18 protein-coding genes are annotated in these 20,900 nt (G+C 53.0%); 13 read left to right on the forward strand and 5 right to left on the reverse strand.

The annotated features are described in order from the left end of the window. Nucleotides 1-62: 62 nt before the first annotated feature. On the reverse strand, nucleotides 63-1,631 hold the full coding sequence (locus EHT87_RS06720) for a serine hydrolase (protein WP_124905078.1): 1,569 nt from the start codon (nucleotides 1,629-1,631) through the stop codon (nucleotides 63-65). A gap of 207 nt (nucleotides 1,632-1,838) precedes the next feature. Between EHT87_RS06720 and EHT87_RS06725 the strand changes: the two genes are divergently transcribed. Beyond that, nucleotides 1,839-2,234: a T9SS type A sorting domain-containing protein gene (locus EHT87_RS06725; protein ID WP_124905080.1), complete on the forward strand. Its 396-nt coding sequence runs from the start codon at nucleotides 1,839-1,841 to the stop codon at nucleotides 2,232-2,234. A 65-nt stretch (nucleotides 2,235-2,299) separates the two neighbouring features. Here the strand turns inward: EHT87_RS06725 and EHT87_RS06730 are convergent, their stop codons facing one another. Further along, a complete protein-coding gene (locus EHT87_RS06730; RefSeq protein ID WP_124905082.1) occupies nucleotides 2,300-3,016 on the reverse strand; it encodes an SDR family oxidoreductase in 717 nt (238 codons plus the stop codon). 178 nt (nucleotides 3,017-3,194) lie between these two features. On the opposite strand from EHT87_RS06730, the gene EHT87_RS31240 reads away from it, so the two are divergent. The 4 genes from EHT87_RS31240 (at nucleotide 3,195) to EHT87_RS06745 (ending at nucleotide 5,722) form a co-directional block, all read left to right on the forward strand. Continuing rightward, nucleotides 3,195-3,365 (forward strand): hypothetical protein, encoded by a 171-nt coding sequence (locus EHT87_RS31240; RefSeq protein WP_185716153.1) that lies wholly within the window; start codon nucleotides 3,195-3,197, stop codon nucleotides 3,363-3,365. Continuing rightward, a complete protein-coding gene (locus EHT87_RS06735; RefSeq protein ID WP_124905084.1) occupies nucleotides 3,340-3,840 on the forward strand; it encodes a DUF6169 family protein in 501 nt (166 codons plus the stop codon). The genes EHT87_RS31240 and EHT87_RS06735 overlap by 26 nt, the downstream gene beginning before the upstream one ends. Nucleotides 3,841-3,947: 107 nt before the next feature. Further along, nucleotides 3,948-4,334, forward strand: coding sequence for a hypothetical protein (locus tag EHT87_RS06740; RefSeq protein WP_124905086.1), 387 nt, complete (start codon nucleotides 3,948-3,950; stop codon nucleotides 4,332-4,334). A 128-nt stretch (nucleotides 4,335-4,462) separates the two neighbouring features. Beyond that, entirely contained in the window at nucleotides 4,463-5,722 is a 1,260-nt protein-coding gene (locus EHT87_RS06745; protein WP_221621984.1) for a hypothetical protein, read from the forward strand. Nucleotides 5,723-5,818: 96 nt separating this feature from the next. Here the strand turns inward: EHT87_RS06745 and EHT87_RS06750 are convergent, their stop codons facing one another. Further along, nucleotides 5,819-6,202: a DUF805 domain-containing protein gene (locus tag EHT87_RS06750; RefSeq protein WP_124905090.1), complete on the reverse strand. Its 384-nt coding sequence runs from the start codon at nucleotides 6,200-6,202 to the stop codon at nucleotides 5,819-5,821. 254 nt (nucleotides 6,203-6,456) lie between these two features. Here EHT87_RS06750 and EHT87_RS06755 point away from each other — a divergent pair, with 254 nt between their 5' ends. After that, nucleotides 6,457-7,218 (forward strand): cupin domain-containing protein, encoded by a 762-nt coding sequence (locus EHT87_RS06755; protein ID WP_124905092.1) that lies wholly within the window; start codon nucleotides 6,457-6,459, stop codon nucleotides 7,216-7,218. Nucleotides 7,219-7,294: 76 nt separating this feature from the next. Here EHT87_RS06755 and EHT87_RS06760 read toward each other — a convergent pair whose 3' ends face one another. Next, complete coding sequence (locus tag EHT87_RS06760) at nucleotides 7,295-9,799, reverse strand: cation-translocating P-type ATPase (protein ID WP_124905094.1); 2,505 nt, start codon at nucleotides 9,797-9,799, stop codon at nucleotides 7,295-7,297. A 324-nt stretch (nucleotides 9,800-10,123) separates the two neighbouring features. Here EHT87_RS06760 and EHT87_RS06765 point away from each other — a divergent pair, with 324 nt between their 5' ends. Together EHT87_RS06765 and EHT87_RS06770 are read left to right on the forward strand one after the other, a co-directional pair. After that, on the forward strand, nucleotides 10,124-10,825 hold the full coding sequence (locus tag EHT87_RS06765; protein WP_221621985.1) for a hypothetical protein: 702 nt from the start codon (nucleotides 10,124-10,126) through the stop codon (nucleotides 10,823-10,825). A 19-nt stretch (nucleotides 10,826-10,844) separates the two neighbouring features. Further along, nucleotides 10,845-11,366, forward strand: a complete 522-nt coding sequence (locus tag EHT87_RS06770) for a hypothetical protein (protein ID WP_124905098.1) — start codon at nucleotides 10,845-10,847, stop codon at nucleotides 11,364-11,366. A gap of 206 nt (nucleotides 11,367-11,572) precedes the next feature. On the opposite strand, the gene EHT87_RS06775 is transcribed toward EHT87_RS06770, so the two are convergent. Continuing rightward, on the reverse strand, nucleotides 11,573-13,045 hold the full coding sequence (locus tag EHT87_RS06775; protein WP_124905100.1) for an aminotransferase-like domain-containing protein: 1,473 nt from the start codon (nucleotides 13,043-13,045) through the stop codon (nucleotides 11,573-11,575). A gap of 217 nt (nucleotides 13,046-13,262) precedes the next feature. Between EHT87_RS06775 and EHT87_RS06780 the strand changes: the two genes are divergently transcribed. From EHT87_RS06780 to EHT87_RS06805, 5 genes are all read left to right on the forward strand, one after another. Further along, the gene (locus EHT87_RS06780) at nucleotides 13,263-13,892 is read left to right on the forward strand and encodes a pyridoxamine 5'-phosphate oxidase family protein (protein ID WP_124905102.1); all 630 of its coding nucleotides are present in this window, start codon (nucleotides 13,263-13,265) and stop codon (nucleotides 13,890-13,892) included. A 211-nt stretch (nucleotides 13,893-14,103) separates the two neighbouring features. Continuing rightward, entirely contained in the window at nucleotides 14,104-14,715 is a 612-nt protein-coding gene (locus tag EHT87_RS06790; RefSeq protein ID WP_124905104.1) for an RNA polymerase sigma factor, read from the forward strand. A gap of 69 nt (nucleotides 14,716-14,784) precedes the next feature. Beyond that, entirely contained in the window at nucleotides 14,785-15,894 is a 1,110-nt protein-coding gene (locus EHT87_RS06795; protein WP_124905106.1) for a FecR family protein, read from the forward strand. Nucleotides 15,895-16,002: 108 nt separating this feature from the next. Then, entirely contained in the window at nucleotides 16,003-19,398 is a 3,396-nt protein-coding gene (locus tag EHT87_RS06800; RefSeq protein WP_229320878.1) for a SusC/RagA family TonB-linked outer membrane protein, read from the forward strand. Between the two features lie 12 nt (nucleotides 19,399-19,410). Beyond that, nucleotides 19,411-20,853 (forward strand): RagB/SusD family nutrient uptake outer membrane protein, encoded by a 1,443-nt coding sequence (locus EHT87_RS06805; protein WP_124905108.1) that lies wholly within the window; start codon nucleotides 19,411-19,413, stop codon nucleotides 20,851-20,853. The last annotated feature ends 47 nt before the right edge of the window (nucleotides 20,854-20,900 follow it).

Below are 20,900 nucleotides of genomic sequence, written 5' to 3' on the forward strand. Positions count from 1 at the left end.
TTAAATGTGACAAGGGAGGTGAGCCAAGAGAAGAAAAACTTGCAGTTTTTCCTCTCTTGTCGTTACTTCACCTTCGTAAAATCCAGATCGTGGAAGTCGTAGCTAAAATCGGTTAAGGGCGAAATGGCCTTCATTTTCATCGAAACCGGTTTGCCTTCGTAATCCAGTCCAAACATCACAAACGCGTCGGCTTCCAGACTGCGGTCGTTCCACTTAACGACAAACGTATTGCCTTTGTAATAGAACAGTTCGCCGGTCAAACGCGGAGAGCGCCGGGAAACGAACAGCAGCTTGTTTTCGTCAACCCGAATCGACACGTCGCCCAGCCAGTTATCGTGGTAGGTTCCGGCGTAAAACTGGATGGGTGGCTTGGTTGCGGTACTCTGTTTTTCGGCCGCAACGGTTTTCCAGACGGCATCGGTTACCTTATCGGCATTGGCGGTATTTTCGCGCACCCGGTCGCTGTATTCTTTCACCCGATCGGTGCCGGTCATGCCGAAATAACTATCCAGAATCTGGTTGGTAATGGCCGTAAAAGCCGCCCCGGATTGCTGGTTCGTCAAGGCAATGATGCCAAGTTTCAGTTCCGGCAACAACATCACCTGCGTAACCATACCGGGTAATCCACCCGTGTGCGAGACCTGTTTGTACCCTTTCGCATCGTTCAATCGCCAGCCCAAACCGTACGAATTGAAGTGGGTGTTATAAGCACCCGGATTTCGCACGGGAATGATGGTTTGCGGGGTCCACATTTCGTCCTGAACCTTGGAACTGAAGAGGGTTTTCGCCAGACCATCGCCGTATTTTCCGCCATTAAGCTGCATAATGACCCATTTACTCAGATCGTTGATGCTGCTGTAAATACCGCCAGCCGAATTGCCAACGTCGAGCGTGCCTCGTTTTATAACCTGTAATTTGCCCTCCAGAACTGCGTGGGCGTCGATGATGTTCGCTTTATTCGGCAAGCGCGAAAAGGACGCCCGGCTGTTTTCCATCTGCAACGGTTGCATGATCCGTGTTTCCACAAACTCCTCCCAGCTTTTGCCCGACACGCGCGTCACCACCTCACCCGCCACCATGTACAGCAAATTGTCGTAGTCGTATTTGGTTCGAAAACCAGACGTCTGTTTCAAATACCGCAGGTTATGGATCACGTCTTTCAGTGTAAAATCGCTGGAATCCGGAAAAAACATCAGGTCACCGGCACCAAGGCCCAAACCGCTGCGGTGGGTCAGCAAATCGCGGATGGTAAATTCCTCGGTCACATACGCATGGTATAGCCGGAACTCCGGAATGAAATCGATCACTTTATCATCCCAGGTCAGTTTGCCTTCGTCAACCAGAATGCCCAGGGCGGCTGCGGTAAATGCCTTGCTATTCGAAGCAATTCCGAACAGGGTGTTGCCGTCTACTTTCTGGGGCGAATTCAGCGACCGAACACCGTAGCCTTTGGCGTGAATCACTTTTCCATCCTTGACAATGGCAACCGCAATGCCCGGCACTTCAAAAGTTTTCAGCGTTTTTTCGACCAGTTGATCGATCTGGGGTGAGGTCATTACCTGCCCCGAGGCCGGTCTGAAACTCAGGAAACTAATCAGGAAGAGGGCGACGAAGTGTATTGGTGATCTCATAAGGAGGATTTTGATGGGTTTTTAAAGATACACAGTTCGCGGCTATTTTTTATCCATCCTGCCAATGAACCATTCATCGTTCGGTTTAACCGCCGGAGAACTATGCATAGCAAGGTACCCCGTTTCGCTGTTGTTTTGACCCATCGAACAGCCGCAAACACGCTGAAAACAACAGATACTAAGAACAACTCTAAAACAACAAATACCATGAAAACGCTATTCGCATCCGCTTTAATCGCTTTAACTTTAGGGAGTTTATCCGCCAGCTTTGCCACGGATAACAAAGAGGTCGCCGAAGCCAAAACAACATACCGCTCGGTGGTTTACCCGGTGATCAATTCCACGAAAGTCAGGGTCAACGTTATCAAAGACAAAAGTGCCCGAATCAAGATCAGTCTGAAAAACGAAGCCGGAGAAACGCTGGCGGTCGAACAACTGGGAAAAGGACACGAATCATCCGCAATCCGGTTTGATATGAATCAACTGGAAGACGGTATTTACCAGGTTGTGATTTCTGACGGCACCACGCAACAGGTGAAAGAAGTGAAACTACAGACCAGCGCGCCAACGGTTGCCACCGAACGCCAGATTGCCATGAACTAAGCATTCTTCCATACAAAAAAAAGCCGACTGAAAAGCCGGCTTTTTTTTGACTAAAAATGAATGCGTTATTTTCCGCCGGGCCGGGAAGGCCGCACCTCAATTTTGCTGGGGAGCGTCCGGGCGGGCATCCGGATCAGGTCGGCAACGATCTGGCCAATGTCCTCGGGCTGGATTTTCCAGGCGTCTTTTTCGCTTGGTTCGTGGTTGTTGAAATACGACGCGACGGAACCCGGCATGATGGTCGAAACTTTAATGCCTTCGCTGCGCAAGTCGAGCATGAGTGCCTGCGAAAAACCGACCAGTCCGAATTTGCTGGCGTTGTAGGCCGTGCCGTTCTCGAAGAAGTTGGTTCCGGCCAGACTCGATATGGTGATGAAATAGCCCTGCGTTTCCTTCAACGCATCCAGCGTGGCCTTGATGGAGTTGAAAACGCCGGTCAGGTTGATGTCGATCGTTTCCTGCCATTGCTCGGACGTCAGCTCCTGAATCGGGGCAAAATGACCCACGCCGGCGTTGGCAATCACGTAATCCAGCCGTCCCCATTGCTGGATGATGGCATCGACGGCCCGTTGCTGCGACACCAGATCACGCACGTCGGCGGCAATTCCGAGCGCAAAACCGGCTTTCAATGTATTGAGGGAAGCCGCAGCTTCTTCGGCATTTTCCTGCGAGCGGCTGGTGACGGCCACCCGGATTCCTTCGTTGATCAACACTTCGGCGATGCCGTAACCAATGCCTTTCGATCCGCCGGTGATGAGGGCGGTTTTGATAGTTTCTGCCATAATTCTGATAATGGAAATGAGTAATGGAAGCTTCGCAAAGCTGATGGGATAACCCGGAGTGTCGGCGGAAAGTTTACGGCTTACCGTCATGTAACATCCGTGGAGCGGCCTAATTACCCATGACCCATTTTCGGTTTCATGACGTTATATCGTATATTTACCTTAAAACCAACCAAAAATGGCAACTGTAGAAAAACCACTGAAGGGTATTGAGGTGGTTCGTAAATTAGTGGACCTGAAAGAGCAGGAACAAAAGTCCTTTCAGGAAGCGTACCACAATGATCCGAAAGTCCGGGCTATCTTTGAAGAATTGAAAAAGAAAAATGCCCAGCGACGCGCCACAAAATAACTACGAGTTCTTATACGCAGGCGGTGACCAGAATGCTTATTTCTTTGTAACTGACAGGGAAGTGGCATACCAGATCAAGTTTGTACCATCAGACTACCTTTTTGCTTCTCAACCCACATTTCAGATACAAGCTTTTGAAATAAGCATTTCCGTGGCTGAAAACCCGGCAGGAGGCCGGGTTCCGGCGGACTCACTCATTCCATCTACTATCGCAGCTATTTTCTTTGACTTTTTTCAGACTCATGAACAAGTTGTCGTTTATGTGTGTGACACATCGGATAAAAGACAATCGGCCCGAGCCCGTAAATTCGATGCCTGGTTTTATGCTTATAGTCATGTCCACCTCGCTAAGTTGAACAAGATCATACCTGACGGTGATAAATTCACTTTTATCTCCATAATTCTACACGATCAGCATCCTTACCGAAATCAGGTTGCAGCCGCTTTTTTCGAGTTAGGTGAAGAAGAAAAATAGCCAAACGGACTGAACTTAAAATAAGCTTATAAAGCTAGCCTGAAGAACAAATTTGCCCCCCTGTACGTTTAGAAAATACCGGTAGGCGATTTTTAATCGGTGCGGATATGAACAGGCTAGTTGTCATCCTTGGGTGGTTCCTTTTTTTGGGAGCGGGGTCGTTGATGCCATCGGCACGGGCTCTTGCCATTCCCCAAAAAGGCCCCTCACACCCTTCATTTGCCGCCCTGTCCAATCCCGTTGCGGTTGCGTGTACCCAGCCTGCCGATTACCATTCCAATGCGGAATGGATCCTGCCGAATGACGACAATTCGCTCGGAAACGACCACCTCAATGACTGCGGTGTTGCTTCCCAATCGCTTTTCAATTTTAGCGAAGGCTTCCGGTTTGTCACACCTTCTGGTCTGACTTCCAGGTCATTATTAACCAGACCGCGGCAATCCATCCCTCTGTTTGTGCTGTTCCACACCTGGAAAATAATACCCCGAAACTGAGCCCTGCCGGTAGCGAAAGCAGGAAACGTTACGCTTCATTGCATCACCATCTTCGTATTCATTTATTCAAAATCATAGCCATGAAAATGCATTTTCATGCTCATGGGATTGCTCCCCGGAAAACCCCAATGGGAGGTTGGGAATTCCGCAGCAACCTGTTGACAATCTTATTTTTCCTGTTGAGTGTTACGGTTTTTGGCCAGTCCAGCCGACTCGAAACCCAGCAAGGGTTACTGAATGCCATTGCCCCGTACGATGCCGACATTCGGCAGTCGATTCTGACGGCCAGTCAATATCCGCAGGTGCTGACGCAGTTACAGCAGGTTCGCGACGATACGCGTTCCTCGTTCGAAAACCTCATCAACGGTTTCGACCGAAAAAAACAGGGGTGGTTTTACGAATTAACCCGGTATCCGGACCTGTTGCATACACTGGCGCAGTCACCAAACGGGCTGAACCGCGACGCCATCGACCGGCTGGTTCCCAATTCCGACGAAAATCTTCACGATGCGGCCTGGCATTTGTACCGCAACCACACCAGCGATCTGGTACAGGCCGATAACCTGAATCAACAGGCCAGTCGCTCATTCGACCAGTTGATTCGACCCTTCGATGGGTCGACGCAGGCGTCTTTCCGGCAATTGCTGAATTATCCGGACGCACTGGTGCTGCTGACCAATAACATCGAACTGACGGCGGAATTAGGCCAGCAGGTGGCCGCGAATGGCACGGATTTGAATCAGCAGCTGGCAACCTTGCACGACAACCTGGCGGTTCAGCACGACCGGGAAGTAGCCGACTACAAAAAGCGAATCGACGCCGATCCCCAGGCGGGTCAGGAATTGAATCAGGCGGCCCGTTCGTTTGCCCAAAGCAACGGCTACATCCTGCCCACGATGGGATACGGTGGCGGCATGATGTTTGCCAATCCGTACTCCTACTGGTTTGGCTATCCGTACTGGTACGGCTCTCCCCTCTGGTATCCGGGCGCGTTCTGGGGAGGTTTTAGTCTGACCTACGGGCTGGGCGGTTTTGGATTATACGGTTTTCCGGCTTTTGGCTTCAATTCCTGGTTTATCAACCGGGGCTATTATGCCTACCCGCATTTGTACAACCGCTTCGGTGGCTATTACCGAACGGTGGGTCCGCGGTATGGTTTTGTACCGACCTACCGGACCTATGGAAACTACGGCCGCACGGCCAGACCTCCTTACCTGGGTAGCCGGGGCAACTTTGGGGGCATGCGTTCTCCATCGGTCGGTGGCCTGAATCGGTCCTACAGCCCAGGCGGTCGTATGGGTTCTTTCGGCGGAAGTCGGGGTTACAGTGGCGGTTTCCACGGTGGTGGCGGTTTCCGGGGTGGTAGCTTTGGCGGTCGGCACCGGTAAGGTATACCGGTTCTATTCATACCAAAAAAGAGCCCAACCGATCTAGGTTGGGCTCTTTTTTATACGCTTATTTTGGGTATTCGCAAAACCGGACGATCAAGCCGCCTTCGTTTTGGGGTTATTGCCATATTCATTGGGTCCGGTTACGCCTTCGGTGCAGGCCAGAATCAGGTTGTAGACCGGAATCAGGGCGTACCAGCCGCTTTTGCCAACATCGTGCATCCGACGAACGGCGACAGCAATCGATGGAACCAGAATCACCAGATTGAACAGCAGGTTGATCCAGCCAATCAGCACCAGGCCGTCGAAGAGCAATATATTCGTAAAATTAAAAACTTGAGAAACCAAAACGTTAATCAGGACAAAATACCAGTACTCGCTGCGCCGGGACCGTCCGTTGAAATCATTGTACTTTTTGAGGACCGCTACGTAGTTGTCCAGAATCGAATAACCGGTGGAAGATGGAATGGAAGTGTTCATTGTTGTGTGTGTTTAGTAGTATTTGTTTGTAGTTTGATTGGGCGATTGCCCGTTTTTAGGAACCTTAACAGGCTGGTTTTGAATACCCTGTTAGCCAGTTAATGATTCAAAAGTACCGGCCCGGTCAAAAATCCACAATCACCGAATGGTAACTGGTAGCGAAAAGCTGGTAACTGGTGGTCTGGCAGAAATAATTAGTTTCCCATTTTTAGTTATTTTTGGGCGTGACTGCTTCCTAAACCGTCGCCCTTCTCATGAAATTGGTCGTATTAATCCTGTTGATTTGCGTTGTTTCTCCGGTCATTGCCCAAACCATTCCCTCTAAAGTCTATTCCTGGGACCAGGCACCGGTGGTGAAGAAGGACGGCGTAGAGGATCGAACCCTTCTGGAAGGCACCACGCGGGATTTTAACAATTTCTCCGTCCACGGCATCACTCTCCCGCCCAACCACACGCCCCTACCCGCCCAGACGCTGGAAGACGAAGCCCTGATCATCATCAAAACCGGTGAACTGACCGTTTCACTCGGAAGCCGCCTGAAAACCCTGGGGCCCGGCAGCGTCGTTCTGATTATGCCGGGCGATGCGCACCGGCTCGAAAACAAAGGGGCGGCTCCCGTAACCTTTCACCTCATGCGGTATACGTCGAAAGAAGTGCCGGATCTGGATCTGGACCGGATGAAAGGTCAGTCGTTCTGGATCGACTGGAAAGATGTCCCCTATCAGCCCAATGCCAAAGGCGGTCGGCGAACGATGTTCGACCGGGCGACGGTCATGTGCAAACGCTTCGAGATGCACGTCACGACCTTGAATGAGGGTTTGTGGAGCCACCCACCGCACACCCACCGGGCCGCCGAAATCCTGATGCTGACCGAAAATACCGCCCAGGAAAGTATCGACGGCCGGATGCAGTCGGCGAAAGTGGGCGACATCATCTTCCTGGAATCCAACGTGCCCCACGGTATTTTGAATACCGGTCAGGGATCGTGTACCTACTTTGCGTTTCAGTTCGAGTAGGGTTCGAATGAACGCTTAAGTGAAAAATTCAGCCGTTAATGGCAAGGCCGGAAACCACTGATCTGCGGTTCGAGTCTCAGAGGGTTGATTTACGCTTCCAGTACTTATACCCTTCAATCCAAAGTACACCGAAGAAGGACCCGTAAAAGCAACGGAGCATCTCACTCTCAGTCAGTTCTGTAAATTGAACGACGCTGCGCACGGATGGAACGACGAGTGTACTGATCAGCATGACCAGAGTCAGTATGAGCATAAGCCAGAACATCGAATTAGGTCGGCGGAATGTAGACACCACCGATTCCCGATTCGACCGGCTTACGAGCGTCAACCAGGTATTGCTCAGAACCAGCGTAACGAAAGCCATAGTTCGTACCTTATCGATGGCCTCACCGGCTAGCATGGTCTGATGGTAGACATCCAGAACAACCCCTGCGATTACGATTCCCTGCAAAACGTTCAAACCTAACTCGCTGGCGGTGAAAAAGGTATCTGTAAACCGGCGGGGGGGCCGCTGCATCAGGCCGGATTCGGCCGGTTCATTTTCGAAGGCAATGGAGCAGGTTGGCCCCATGACTAATTCCAGAAAAATAACGTGAATCGGGCTGAAGAGATTAATATAGCGCCAGCCAAAAAGCAAGGGTACCGTGACGGTTAAGATAATGGGAATATGGATTGAGACGATGTAGCCAACAGCGCGCTTCAGGTTCTGGTATATGCGCCGGCCCTGCGCGATGGCACTGACCATTCCGCCCAGATCGTCATCCACTAAAATCAGTGCCGCAGCCTGCTTGGCCACTTCGGTTCCGCGCTGGCCCATTGCCACGCCAATGTGGGCGGCTTTAAGAGCAAGCGCATCGTTGACTCCGTCACCCGTCATGGCCACGACCTCACCGTCGGCTTTTAGCGCCCGGATAACCTTCAGTTTGGCTTCGGGAAACATGCGGGCAAAGATGGTGACCCGCTTCACTTCCGCTTGCAGGTCTGCCTCCGGCAATGCCATAACCTGCTCACCCGTCAGGAAATGCCCGGCATTGGGCAATGCCACCTGCCGGGCGATGGCCCGGGCCGTTTCCGGGGAATCACCGGTGATCATTTTAACGGCAATTCCGGCCTGACGAAATTGGTCGAGAACCGCCCGGGCATTGTTTTTGGGCGGATTTTCCAGGGCGATCATTCCTTTGAACACCCACGAAAAACCATCCTGATCGGCCGGAAAGTCCGGGTTTGGCCAGGCGCTGCCCGATACGCCTAACACGCGGTACCCTTGTCTGGCCAGGCTAGTAGCCTGCTCAAGCACCTCGGCCGCATCAGCCTCCGACAAATGACATACCCTGACAATCCGTTCGATTGCTCCTTTCCCCGCTACACGAACCAGGCCAACGCCGGAAGCATAGACGTGGGTCATCATGGGGGGCGTTCCCTCCAGTGGATATTCGTACTGGATCGGAGCAATTTCCGCGGTAAAATGAGTGTTATAGGCCGACTCGATGGCCCGCTCCATGGGGTCGAAGGGGGTTGGTTCGCTGGCCCAGCGCGCAAAAACCAGAAGATCCTTCGCCGAATCCGACAGATTTCCATTCAGGGGCACTAATTCGTGGGCTATTCCATCGTAAAGGGCAATCACCGTCATGCCTTCCTGGGTGATGGTGCCGGTTTTATCGGTGCAGATGACCGTAGCCGACCCTAAGCTTTCTACGGTTTGTGGTTGCCGGGTCAACACGCCCAGACGAATCATTCGGGCGGCTCCCAGCGCCATGAAGCTGCTAAAGGCCACGGGAATTTCTTCGGGCAATACTGACATGGCAATGGTTAATCCCAACAGGAGTGACGTAGTCCAGTTACCGGAATGTGCAAAATTAATACCCCATACCAGAGCAAATGCGCCAAATCCGGCCCAGGCCATTCGTTGCACGAACCGGTTAATCTGACGTTGCAAAGGTGTTTTCTCCACTTCGATAGACTGCAGCGAACGGCCTAACTTACCCAACTCGGTTTGCTCACCCACCGACGTCACCCGCACATAGGCACTACCGGAGGTGAGCATCGTACCCGCCAGAAACCGGTCACTCTCAGGAACGGTTTTGGCCACCGGCACCGATTCTCCCGTCAGAATGGCCTCATCCACGGAGCAATCGTTGGCGTTGACCAGAATGCCGTCGGCAGGAACCGTTTGACCTTCTGATAACCAGATCAGGTCGCCAACCACCACGTCCTCCGTGGCAACCGGCAGAAGTGTCCCGTTGCGGAGTACCGAAACCTGCGGTTGGGACAACGCCCGAAGCGCCTGCAAAGCCCGGTTGCTTCGAACGGTCTGGAGCAGCGAGATTCCGGCAACCAATAGCATCGCCAGCCCTAATACCAGACCTTCCTGCCATTGCCCCAGCAGAACATAAAGCAGACTCGCCACCGCCAACAGGATGAACATGGGTTCCGAAACCACCTCGGCCACCAGTTTTACCAGGGACGTAGTAGCAGCCGATGCGGCTTCATTCCGGCCAAACCGTCGTCGGGCTTCGTCAACCTCATGGGAAGTCAGGCCCACGAGGGGAGTTGATTTGGCTTTCAGCCGACTAACAGTCATACGGGTCAGAGGTAAGGTAAATTACCCCAAAAATACCGCTCCGGGTCGCGAATGGCACTGACTCCGGTAAGGGTAATGCCTGATTATAATCAAGTTATTTGTTGAAAACTTGATTGATCGTTTCACATTGGCTTTATGAAACAATTCGGTGCCGGGGTTCATCGTGGCTGCCGTTGTACTCGATAAATCAACACGGAATTGTAAACACGATCTGACGACAATCAGCGGATTGAAGCGCATTTGTCATACCCCATGATCCGATTAAATGGCAGTTTTATCATCGCGTAGCGATCCTACCAAACGACTGACAATTAACAGGAAATAATGATGAAATCAACACTTTTACTCTTGGTTATTGGAGTGTTCACCCTGTCAGGAAGTTCCCCCGCCCGGGCTCAGTCGGTGCGGGGAAGCTTCGGTTTCTTTCAATTGGGTTATTTCAACGCTCCACAATCGGGGGCCGTCGCCCAGACCTTTGCGCCCGACTGGTTTCCTCATCTCAACGACCATTTTATCTACAGCGGAGCCGAAGGCTGGTTACGCCGGAATCGGTTTATGGCCGGGCTCAGCGCATCGGCTCTCACCGCCCGCAGCGTTTCTGTCCAGCAAACCCGCGTGGAACGCGTAACGGGGATGGGGCAGTTGAAAATCAGCTATGTACTTTTTGATAACCGCCGATGGCTGCTGTACTCAGCCGTTGGCCGGGGAATTTCATCCTCCCTGATCACGGTCCACCAGAACGGTTCGGAGCCGGTTATCTGGATGTTACCCACACATTCGACCGATCTGTCACTGCACATGAACCGGTTATTGGTGTCGGAACGGTCTGCCGAACCAACCGCCGTACGGGGGCTTTGGCTGGGCTTGCGTATAGGGTATGTAGTCAGTGCCAAATCCGCCCACTGGCAGCAGATTCCGGAAGGTCAACCGACCCAGTTTAAACCGGAATATGCTCTCAATGGCTTATACTTTACACTAACGATCGGTGGGGGTGGATTTCAATATTCTCCTTCATCGCGCCAATAACCCTAAAACGCTTCACGTCATGTTTTTTTCGCTAACGCTTTTCTGGACCACCTACACGGTGGTGAATCTGCTCTTTCTCTTCTCGATCTGGAGCAGTAAACAATGGCCCCGCCTGACCCGCCTGTTTTTCCTGCTCTTATTTAGCTGGGCGGCATGGTTCAATGCGTCAACGGTTTTGGAGGCTCCCTGGGTTTATCAGGATTACGCCGACACGGCTGCTCCGTTGTATAAATGGTTCATTTTAGGCCCGTTTGTCACCATCATCAAACCCATGATTCTGGTCATTTCCGCTTGTCAGGTTTTGATTGCATTAACCATGGTACTCAAAGGCGATTTGTTTCGACTGGGTTGTTGGGATGGTCTGATTTTCGGCTTAGCCATCGCTCCCCTGGGCTGGTATGCCGCATTTCCGGCCACGGTTTTGATGGCTATCGCCTTTTACCGTTTGCAGAAGTTTCATGACAATACCTATCTCTGGGAACCAACAAGAAAGCATCTGGCCAAAAGTAGAAAAAAACCAGCCATCGCACCGACGGCCTGATGCCGTCGGCGAAAGTGGGCGACATCATCTTCCTAGCATCCCACCTACCTACGGTATTTTGAATGCCGGTAAGAAATCGTTTACCCATTTTGCCTTTCAGTTCGAGTCGTGGCACCGATAGCATCGCCTACTGACGATCGGTTGGGTTTTGAAGACGGACTGGTTAATTTACGCATGGCTTTGAAAACAAAACTCCCTCGTTCGTGTCACCCTGCCTTTAGCACATTTCGCAAAATCGCCACACTTTGTTCCAGTTCCGTTTCAGTACTCGAAGCAAATCCCAGGCGGGTACTGTTGAGCACTTGCCCGGGTGGATTATGGGCCAGTCCGTCAGAAAAAATCAGGCCTGCGGTTTTGGCGGCCTGGGCGACTTGCGGCAGATTGATCCGGGGATCAAACGTTGCCCAAACCGCCAAACCGCCTTCCGGTTTAGCAAACGCAATGCTACCGGATAACTCACTGGTTAACAGCGAACAAAAGTATCCACAACGGGCGGCATACGTGCGGTGTGCTTTTTTCAAATGCCGTCGCATGTCGCCATTTCGGAACAGTTGCCCGACCGCAAATTCCAGCATCGAATCGCCCTGCCGGTCGATGATTCGTCGCAAACGGGCCATTTCATCGATCACGGTTTCCGACGCCACCACGTAGCCAATCCGAAAAGCCGGGGCCACCGATTTCGACAACGAGCCGATGTAAATCACCAGGCCGTTTTGATCGACACTCGCGAGCGGCAAAACCGGTCGGCGGAGGTAATGAAACTCGTAATCGTAATCATCTTCCAGAATCACAAACCCGTGTTGCCGACTCAGCTGCACCAACCGGAGCCGCCGGTCGGGTGGCAACGTAACCGTAGTCGGATAATGATGGTGCGGAGTCACGTACACCAGCCGGACCGGGCAACGCTCGCAGATAACGGCCAGAGCCTCCACATCAATGCCGTGCTGATCGACGGGAACCGTCAACACCTCCGCCCCGGCCTGCTGGAAATTCATGTTGGCACCCGACCAGTTGGTTTCGCCAACCACCACCGTCTGACCCGGTTCCAGCAAAACCGTGCTGGCCAGATGGATGCCCATCATGCTGCCGCGCGAAATCAGAATGTTGTCTGCGGTAGTTCGCAAGGCCCGGGTTTCGTTCAGAAAAACGGACAATTCTTCGCGCAGCAACCGATTGCCCTTCGGGTCGCCATACCCAAAATGGTGTTGCGGATTTCCCCAGCGAAAATAACTCCGGTAAGCGCGGGCCAGCTCCTCCATCGGTGCCAGCCGGATATCCGGAAAACCATCGTCCAGACGCAGGCCGTCGCCCATCAGCAGCAGGGGGCGAATCAGGTGGGGCCGGGACACCAACCGGAATCCGGGCTCCTGATTGATTGTCTGATTAATACCTTGACTTTCAATTGGTTGCGGCAGAACAAGCGGCAGTTGAACCGACACAAACGTTCCACTGCCCGGTTTCGATTCGAGCCAGCCTTCCGCCAGCAATTCGTCGTAGGCGGCAATGACCGTTTTGCGGTGGAGTTGAAGAAGATCGGCCAGCTGACGCGTTCCCGGTAATTTTTGGCCGGTTTTCAAAACGCCCTCACGGATCAGCCGCCGAAGCTGTTCGGCCAGTTGCAGGAAAACCGAGACTTCGGCGGTTTTGTCAATTTCAATCAGCGATTTAAACGGGATCATACCGGACTACCTGTTTTTGAAAAACTGGATGATTCAACTAGTCCGGTAAAGATGCAGTTTTGCACGACAACTCGCAACAATTAACCGGTTTACGGTATTCGGTATACAGTTTACGGCGGCTGACGCATTCAATAAGGACGCGTAAGCAAGCATGCGTCAGCCACCGAAAACTGAATACCGAATACCGTAAACTGAATACCGTAAACCAGTCTAACCCATGCAAACCCAACGTACCACACCCAGCCGCTCGGCCAAACGCGCTCATTATGAGGCCGAGACGATTTATTCGATTCTGGATGAAGCGCTCTATTGTACCATCAGTTACGCCGTCGACGGGCAGCCCTGGTCGTTGCCAACCGCCTTCGCGCGGGAAGATGACCGGCTGTTGATTCATGGTTCGGTCGGCAGTCATTTTATCCGGGAAGTGGAGAAAGGCATTCCGGTTTGCATTTCCGTTACGCTGCTCGACGGTTTGGTGCTGGCGAAATCCGGTTTCAGTCATTCGGTCAATTACCGGTCCGTCGTTGTTTTTGCAACCGCCGAAAAAGTGGAAGCCTATGACGAGAAAGTGAACGCTTTAGTGCTGATCACCAACAAACTGATACCCAACCGCTGGCCGGATTTGCGGAAGGAAACCGAAAGCGAGATTCGTAAAACAACGGTTTTAGCCTTTTCACTGGAAGAAGCTTCCGCCAAAATCCGGACGGGCGATCCCAAGGATGAACCGGAAGATGCCAATCTGCCGATCTGGTCGGGCGTCATTCCCCTCGAAACGGTTCGGCTGGCGGCCATTCCCGATGCATCGAGCACCGCATTACCCCTGCCCCATTACCTCCGGACAGACTAAACAACAACACTACCAACATTTCAGGACTTTCATTAAAAACCCTTGGAGGGTCTTTTTAGCGGCCAGACGAACCGCATTCCGGCCCTTCGGTAAGGGATTTTAGGACCAAAGAGACGTCCTAATCCGTGAACTTTGACCGGATTTACGAGTAGGAATTTGAAACATTCACGTTTACCAGAAGTCCGGATGCTTTCGTTCGGACTTCTGTTGTATGAAAACCAGTGGAAACGCTGCGGCCAGTATGGATTTGCTGTTCTGGCAACAGCTAAAGAATGGAAATGAAGCCGGTTTGCGAAAACTGATCGAGAAGTATTTCAACGCCTTACAGAACTACGGCTATAAATTTCTGCGGGACGAAGACTTCGTCAAGGACTGTGTTCAGGAGGTGTTTATTGAAATCTGGAACCGGCGCGAACGCGTTGCGGTTCCCGAAAGCGTCCGTGCCTACCTGCTCAGTTCGGTTCGGAAACGGGTTTTGCGCGAAGGATACCGCCAGCGAATCAACCGGGACGACGAACCCGCCGATCTAGAAAATGATCTGAACTTTGTGGAGTTTTCACCGGAATGGTCGGTTATCGAACAGGAAAGTCTGGCCGAAACCACCCGACGCATTGCCGATTCGCTGAATCTGTTGCCCAAGCGACAGCGCGAGGTGATTTATCTCCGGTATTACCAGAACCTCGAACGCGACGAAATTGCCGAAATTATGGGCGTCAATCCGCAATCGGTATCGAATCTGCTGCAAGCGGCCTTCAAAACGTTCCGCGACAACTGGGTGGGCTTTTTCCTCCTGGTCGAGCTGATCAAAACCGGTTCTTTTTAAATAAACGGACCAGAGCGGGTATTTCGAAACCGAATCCGCCATCTGTCCATAGCATGAATTCTACCCAAAATGAGGCATCCCGATTACCGAAACTATAGCGTCGACGACTTGACACGGGACGAATATTTCCGCCAGTGGGTCATCGATCGTGATTCGCAGAGTGGCGCATTCTGGTCGGAATGGCTGGCCGAAAATCCGGATTGTACCGACAAAGTGCAGGTTGCCCGGGCGTTTCTTCAAGCCCTCGAAGAGAAAAATACCGCCCTGCAACCGGCCGAACTGGATCAGATTTTCAACGACATTCTCCACTCCAGTCAGCGCCAGGAAATTCCCTTCTGGCGAACTACGGTTTTCCGGATAGCCGCTGCCCTCCTGCTTTTCATCGGATTGGGCTACGTCTCGTATTCATTTCTGACAAAATCCAGGGCGGGCCAACCGGTCGGTTCCCGAATGGCGTCGCTGGATGACCTCAGCCCCGCCCTCACCAGCGACTACACCGAAACCGTCAACGAAAGCGCCGAACCGCGCACGTTTTTGCTCCACGACAGCAGCACCGTGGTTCTTTATCCGAATGGGAGGTTGCGGTATCCGAATCATTTCGCGGCCACCAAACGGGAGGTTTATTTGAGCGGGCGGGCGTTTTTCTCCGTCAAAAAAAACCCAAAAATGCCGTTCTGGGTCTATACCGATCAGATTTCGACGCAGGTTCTGGGCACCAGTTTTCTGATTACAACGGGAGAAACCGACGCCAAAGTTGAGGTTCGGTCGGGACGGGTGTCGGTGTATATGCGGAAAGATGTGGTGAAAGAAGAAACCACCCGCAACAACGAACTGGTGGGAATGGTGCTCACGCCCAATCAGCAGGTGGTTTTCTCGACCACCGAAAAGCGCCTGGTGAAATCCGTCGTCGAACAGCCCATCACGCTTCACCCAGTTCGGCAGGATGCTTACGTTTTTGAGGAAACACCGGTTACGGACGTATTCTCGCTGCTGGAAAAAACCTACGGGCTCACCTTCATTTATGATGCCTCGAACTTGAAAGAATGCTACCTGACGGCCAATCTGGCCGGCGAATCGCTGTTTGAAAAACTGAATCTAATCTGCAAAATCACCCGGTCTTCGTACGAAATGGTGGATGGCCAGATCGTAATTCACAGCAAGGGGTGTGAAAATAAGTAGGTAAATTTGAACCGGTTAGCAGTTTCTGGTCTATTTTTTCTAAAAAAATTACCGGAAAGCAGTATCTAACCGGTTTCGTCGCTATCCATGAGCAAAACGCCTAAGCTCATGGATCAACTCTATCAAAAGTACTTCTCCTTTCCGACCCTCATGAAACTTTCGGTTATTCAGCTTCTGATGACCCTCCTGTTTATGGGCGCGACGTATGCCCACCATGCCCATGGACAGGAAGTGCTGGATCAGCGAATAACGATAAAAACGGAAACCACCACGCTCAAAGCCGCTCTTTCCACCCTCGAGCGCACGGCCCATGTTTTGTTTGTCTATAACCCCCGAGAAATTCAGGCCAGCCGGAAGGTGACGCTCGACGCCCGGTTTGTGACGCTGAAAGAAGCACTTTTGGAGTTGCTGACGCCCCTGCACCTTCGCTACGAAGTGACCGGCAAACAAATTGCGCTTTTCAGAGCCGATAACTCGGGGCAACTGCCGATGCCGAATGCGGGAAATCCCACCGACGCACTGGCCGACCTGACGGTATCGGGAACCGTAACCGACGAAAAAGGCGAAGGCTTACCGGGTGTCAGTGTGCTGGTGAAGGGCACCACGCGCGGGACGACGACCAACGGAGACGGGAAGTACCAGATTGCGGTTCCCAATGAAGCTACGGTGCTGGTTTTCAGCTTCGTCGGGTTTGTTTCGGAGGAAATTGCCGTCAATAAACGCACCAGCCTGAATGTCTCGCTAAAAACCGACAACAAGAGCCTGGAGGAGGTCGTCGTGGTGGGCTACGGCACGGTGAAAAAATCGGATCTGACCGGTTCGGTCGCTAAAGTGGGTGAATCCAGCATCAAGGCAACGCCCATTGCCTCCCTCGACCGCGCCATGCAGGGCCGGGCCGCCGGGGTGCAGGTGGTGGCGAATTCGGCTCGGCCGGGGGGCAATTCCACCATCCGGATCCGGGGTTCGGGCTCCGTCAATGCGGGCAATGATCCGCTGTATGTGATCGACGGTTTTCCGACCGGAAACCTCAATTCCATCAACACCGACGATATTGAATCGATTGAAATCCTGAAAGATGCGTCGGCCACCGCCATTTACGGCTCACGGGGTTCCAACGGCGTGGTGCTGGTTACGACCAAGCGCGGCAAAGCGGGCAAAACCGTCATCAGCTACGACGGGTATTACGGCAGTCAATCCGTCCGGCGCAAACTCCCGATGCTGAACGCCCGCCAGTTTGCCGAACTGGTCAACGACGCCCAGATCAACAACGGCGGCAAGGCGTATTTTGACGGCAGCACGGCCGATCGACCGCTGCCCGCTACCCTGGGCGAAGGCACGGACTGGCAGGATGTCATTTTGCGGGATGCCCCCATTCAAAATCACCAGCTTTCGGTTTCGGGCGGGGCCGAAAAATCCCGCTACGCAATTTCGTTCGGCTATTACGACCAGGAAGGCATCATTCTCAAATCCGGTTTCAAACGCTATACGCTCCGGGCTAACCTCGACAACGACCTGAATTCCCGCCTGAAAGTTGGGTTAACCATGCAGGGTGCCTATACGATTACCAACAATCCCCGCACGGAAATTGCCGGAAACCGGGCCGTGGATGGGATCATCAGCTCGGCCCTGAATTATTCACCGACCTTCCCCGTCACGAATGCGGATGGTAGCTATTACAAGAATCAGGGTGCGTTGAACGGACTCGGTGCCGATAATCCGCTGGCGATGGCCAATGAATTTACGGACAAAACCGCCCTGATCCGGCTGCTGGCCAATGCGTATCTCGATTACAAAATTCTGGATGGGCTGAGCTTTCGAACCAGTTTCGGCACGGATTTGCAAAGCTCGAAAAACAACTCGTACATTACCCGTCTGGCGGTGCTGGGTGCTAGCGTCGGCGGAAGCGCTTCCGTTACGGCCTCCCAAAGTATCAACTGGCTGAACGAAAATATCCTCAATTATACCCGGCAACTCAGCGCCCGCCATAGTCTGAATGCGGTGTTGGGGTACACGATTCAGGGCCTAGCCACGGAAAGCGTCGGGGCCAATGCCAATACGTTTTCCGACGATTTTGCCTTGTATAATAACCTGGGAGCGGGTTCTTCGCTGGTGGCCCCGAGTTCGGGCAGCAGCGAGTGGCGGCTCATTTCGTACCTCGCCCGGGTTAATTACGGCTACAACGACCGGTTTTTGCTGACACTTACCGGTCGGCGGGATGGGTCTTCGCGGTTTGGCCCCAACAATAAATTCGGTTTTTTCCCTTCGGGAGCCCTCGCCTGGAAGCTGGCCAATGAAGCCTGGATGAAAAACCTGACCTTTATTTCCGATGCCAAGGTGCGGGTCAGCTACGGTCTTTCGGGCAATCAGGAAATCGGCAATTACCAGTATCTGGCCAACATCAGTTCCGCCCCTTACGTCATTGGCGGTGCGCTCAACGTCGGATCGGCCACGGCGGGCATTGGCAATCCGGATTTGCGCTGGGAGAAAAACGCCCAGTTCGACGTCGGTTTCGATCTGGGAATGTTCAACAACCGCATTCAGGTCTCGGCGGATTACTACATCAAGAAGACATCCGATCTGCTTTTCAGTGTGGGCGTGCCGACATCGTCCGGTTTTTCCACCACGCTGAAAAATCTGGGGAGCGTTCGCAACAAAGGATTTGAATTTTCGGTAAATACCATCAATGTCGACCACGGCGGTTTTCGCTGGACGTCGGAATTCAACATCTCCTTCAACCGCAACAAGATCCTGTTTCTGGATGGCCGCAAGGAGTTCCGAACCGGTTCCGACGCTACGGTTTCCAACACCTCGCAAAACCCCATTCTGTTGCGGGTAGGCAGCCCCCTCGGCAATTTCTTCGGGCTGGTTACCGATGGTATTTTCCAAACACAGGCGGAAGTTGATGGATCCGCCCAGAAAACGGCCAAGCCCGGTGATCTTCGGTACATCGACAAAAACGGCGATGGTGTCATCAATGATTCGGATCGGGATATCATTGGCAATGGCAACCCGGATTTCTTCGGCGGATTGAACAACACATTCTCTTTCAAGGGCTTCGATGTAAATATTTTTGTGCAGGGCTCCTCCGGAAATGACATCCTGAATTTTGCCACCTTCGACCAGCTGAACCTGACAGGGGGCAACAACCAGTCGGCCCGGGCGCTGGATCGCTGGACGCCCGCGAACCCGGGCAACACCATTCCGCGCGCCAACGCCGGGGGCGGCTCCCGTTTGCTGTCTACCCTGCACGTCGAAGATGGTTCGTATCTGCGGTTTAAAAACATTTCACTGGGGTATAATCTTCCGAAAAGCCTGGTAAACCGCCTGTCGGTCAGTTCGGCGAAAGTATACGTGACGGCCCAGAATTTTGTCACCCTCACCTCGTATACGGGCTACGACCCGGAGGTAAACCGCTACGGCAGTTCGTCGCTGAGCCAGGGCATCGACTACGGCGGCTACCCGGCGGCAAAAACGGTTTTACTCGGACTGAACCTGAAATTTTAATCGGATAAGCTAATGAAAATCAACCCACTACTGGGGCTCGTTCTGCTGTTGGCTACCGCCTGCGAAAGCCAGCTCGACCTCTCTCCCGTTACGAATTTAACCAATGCCACCTACTACAAAACCGCCGATGATGCCCGGGCGGCTGTGGGGGCCTGTTACAGCGCCATCGGTAATCTGGACCCGAATGTGGACATTACCACCACCGACGACGCCATTCCGTTTTTAACCGGTGATGCCAACCGGCCACTGCTGTGGCGCTATGACATTACCCCGGCCAACACCTACGTTGGTCTGTATGCACCGGCTTACCGTGGCATCAACCGCTCCAATATTGTCATCGATCGCTTGCCCGGTATTGCCATGGACGAAACGCTGAAAAAGCGGTACATCGCCGAAGCGAAATTTCTTCGTGCCTTGCACTACTTCAACCTCGTGCGGCTCTACGGCGATGTGCCGCTGGTAACGAAGGAAACCACCTCGCTCGAAGGGCTGGAAGTTTCCCGGTCGCCGGTGGCGGATATCTACGCCCTGATCGAAGCCGATTTAAAGGAAGCTGAAAGCACCCTGCCCGTTTCGTATCCCGCCAGCGAATCCGGCCGGGCCACCAAAGGGGCCGCCAAAGGAATACTGGCCAAGGTGTATCTCACCCGGGCCGGTGCAACGGCAGCATCACCCTACTGGGCGCAGGCTGCCGCCAAGGCGAAGGAGGTGATCGACCTGGCCGTTTACAACCTGTACGACAATTTTGCCGATGCCTTTGCCCTCACGGCCCGGGGTGGAAAAGAGAATATTTTTGAAGTTCAGTACCTGACCGATGTGCGCGGACACAGTCTTGGACGGGGTTTTGGCGTGCGGGCGGCCCTGATCTATCCCAGCGGAGGAGCCGGGATTGCCCGGGTGAGCGCCAGTTTGTTCAACGCCTATACGGCGGCTGACAAACGAAAACCGGTGACGTTCATCACGTCTTACGTCTACAATGGTGCCACCACGACGCTTTCCATTACCGATCCGGATCCAACCAAAGCGGTTTCATTCCAGAAGTTATGGGACAAATCGGCCAAAACCAACGGTGGTGAAGGCACCAGCATCCCGGTGTTGCGGTATGCCGACGTGCTGCTGATGCAGGCCGAAGCCCTCAATGAAGCCAACAACGGTCCGACTGCCGACGCCTATACCGCCATTAACAAAGTGCGCATCCGGGCCGGATTGACGGCTTTGACCGGCCTCAATTACCAGCAGTTTAAAGAAGCGGTCTGGCTGGAACGCCGGCTGGAACTGGCGTTTGAAAACAGCCGCCGGTTCGATCTCGTCCGGACGGGCAAATTAGTGGAGGCCGTAAAAGCGGACAATACCTTCAACCGGAATCCGGTCATTCAGCCTTTCCACGTCCTGCTGCCCATTCCGCAATCGGACATGGATGCCAACCCCGGTTTGGTCCAGAATCCCGGCTACTAAGCGGCTTATCCCTAGTCATTCGAACCAGAAACAATTTTAGAACCATA

This window comes from Larkinella knui (genome assembly GCF_003858645.1).
Lineage (GTDB): Bacteria > Bacteroidota > Bacteroidia > Cytophagales > Spirosomataceae > Larkinella > Larkinella knui.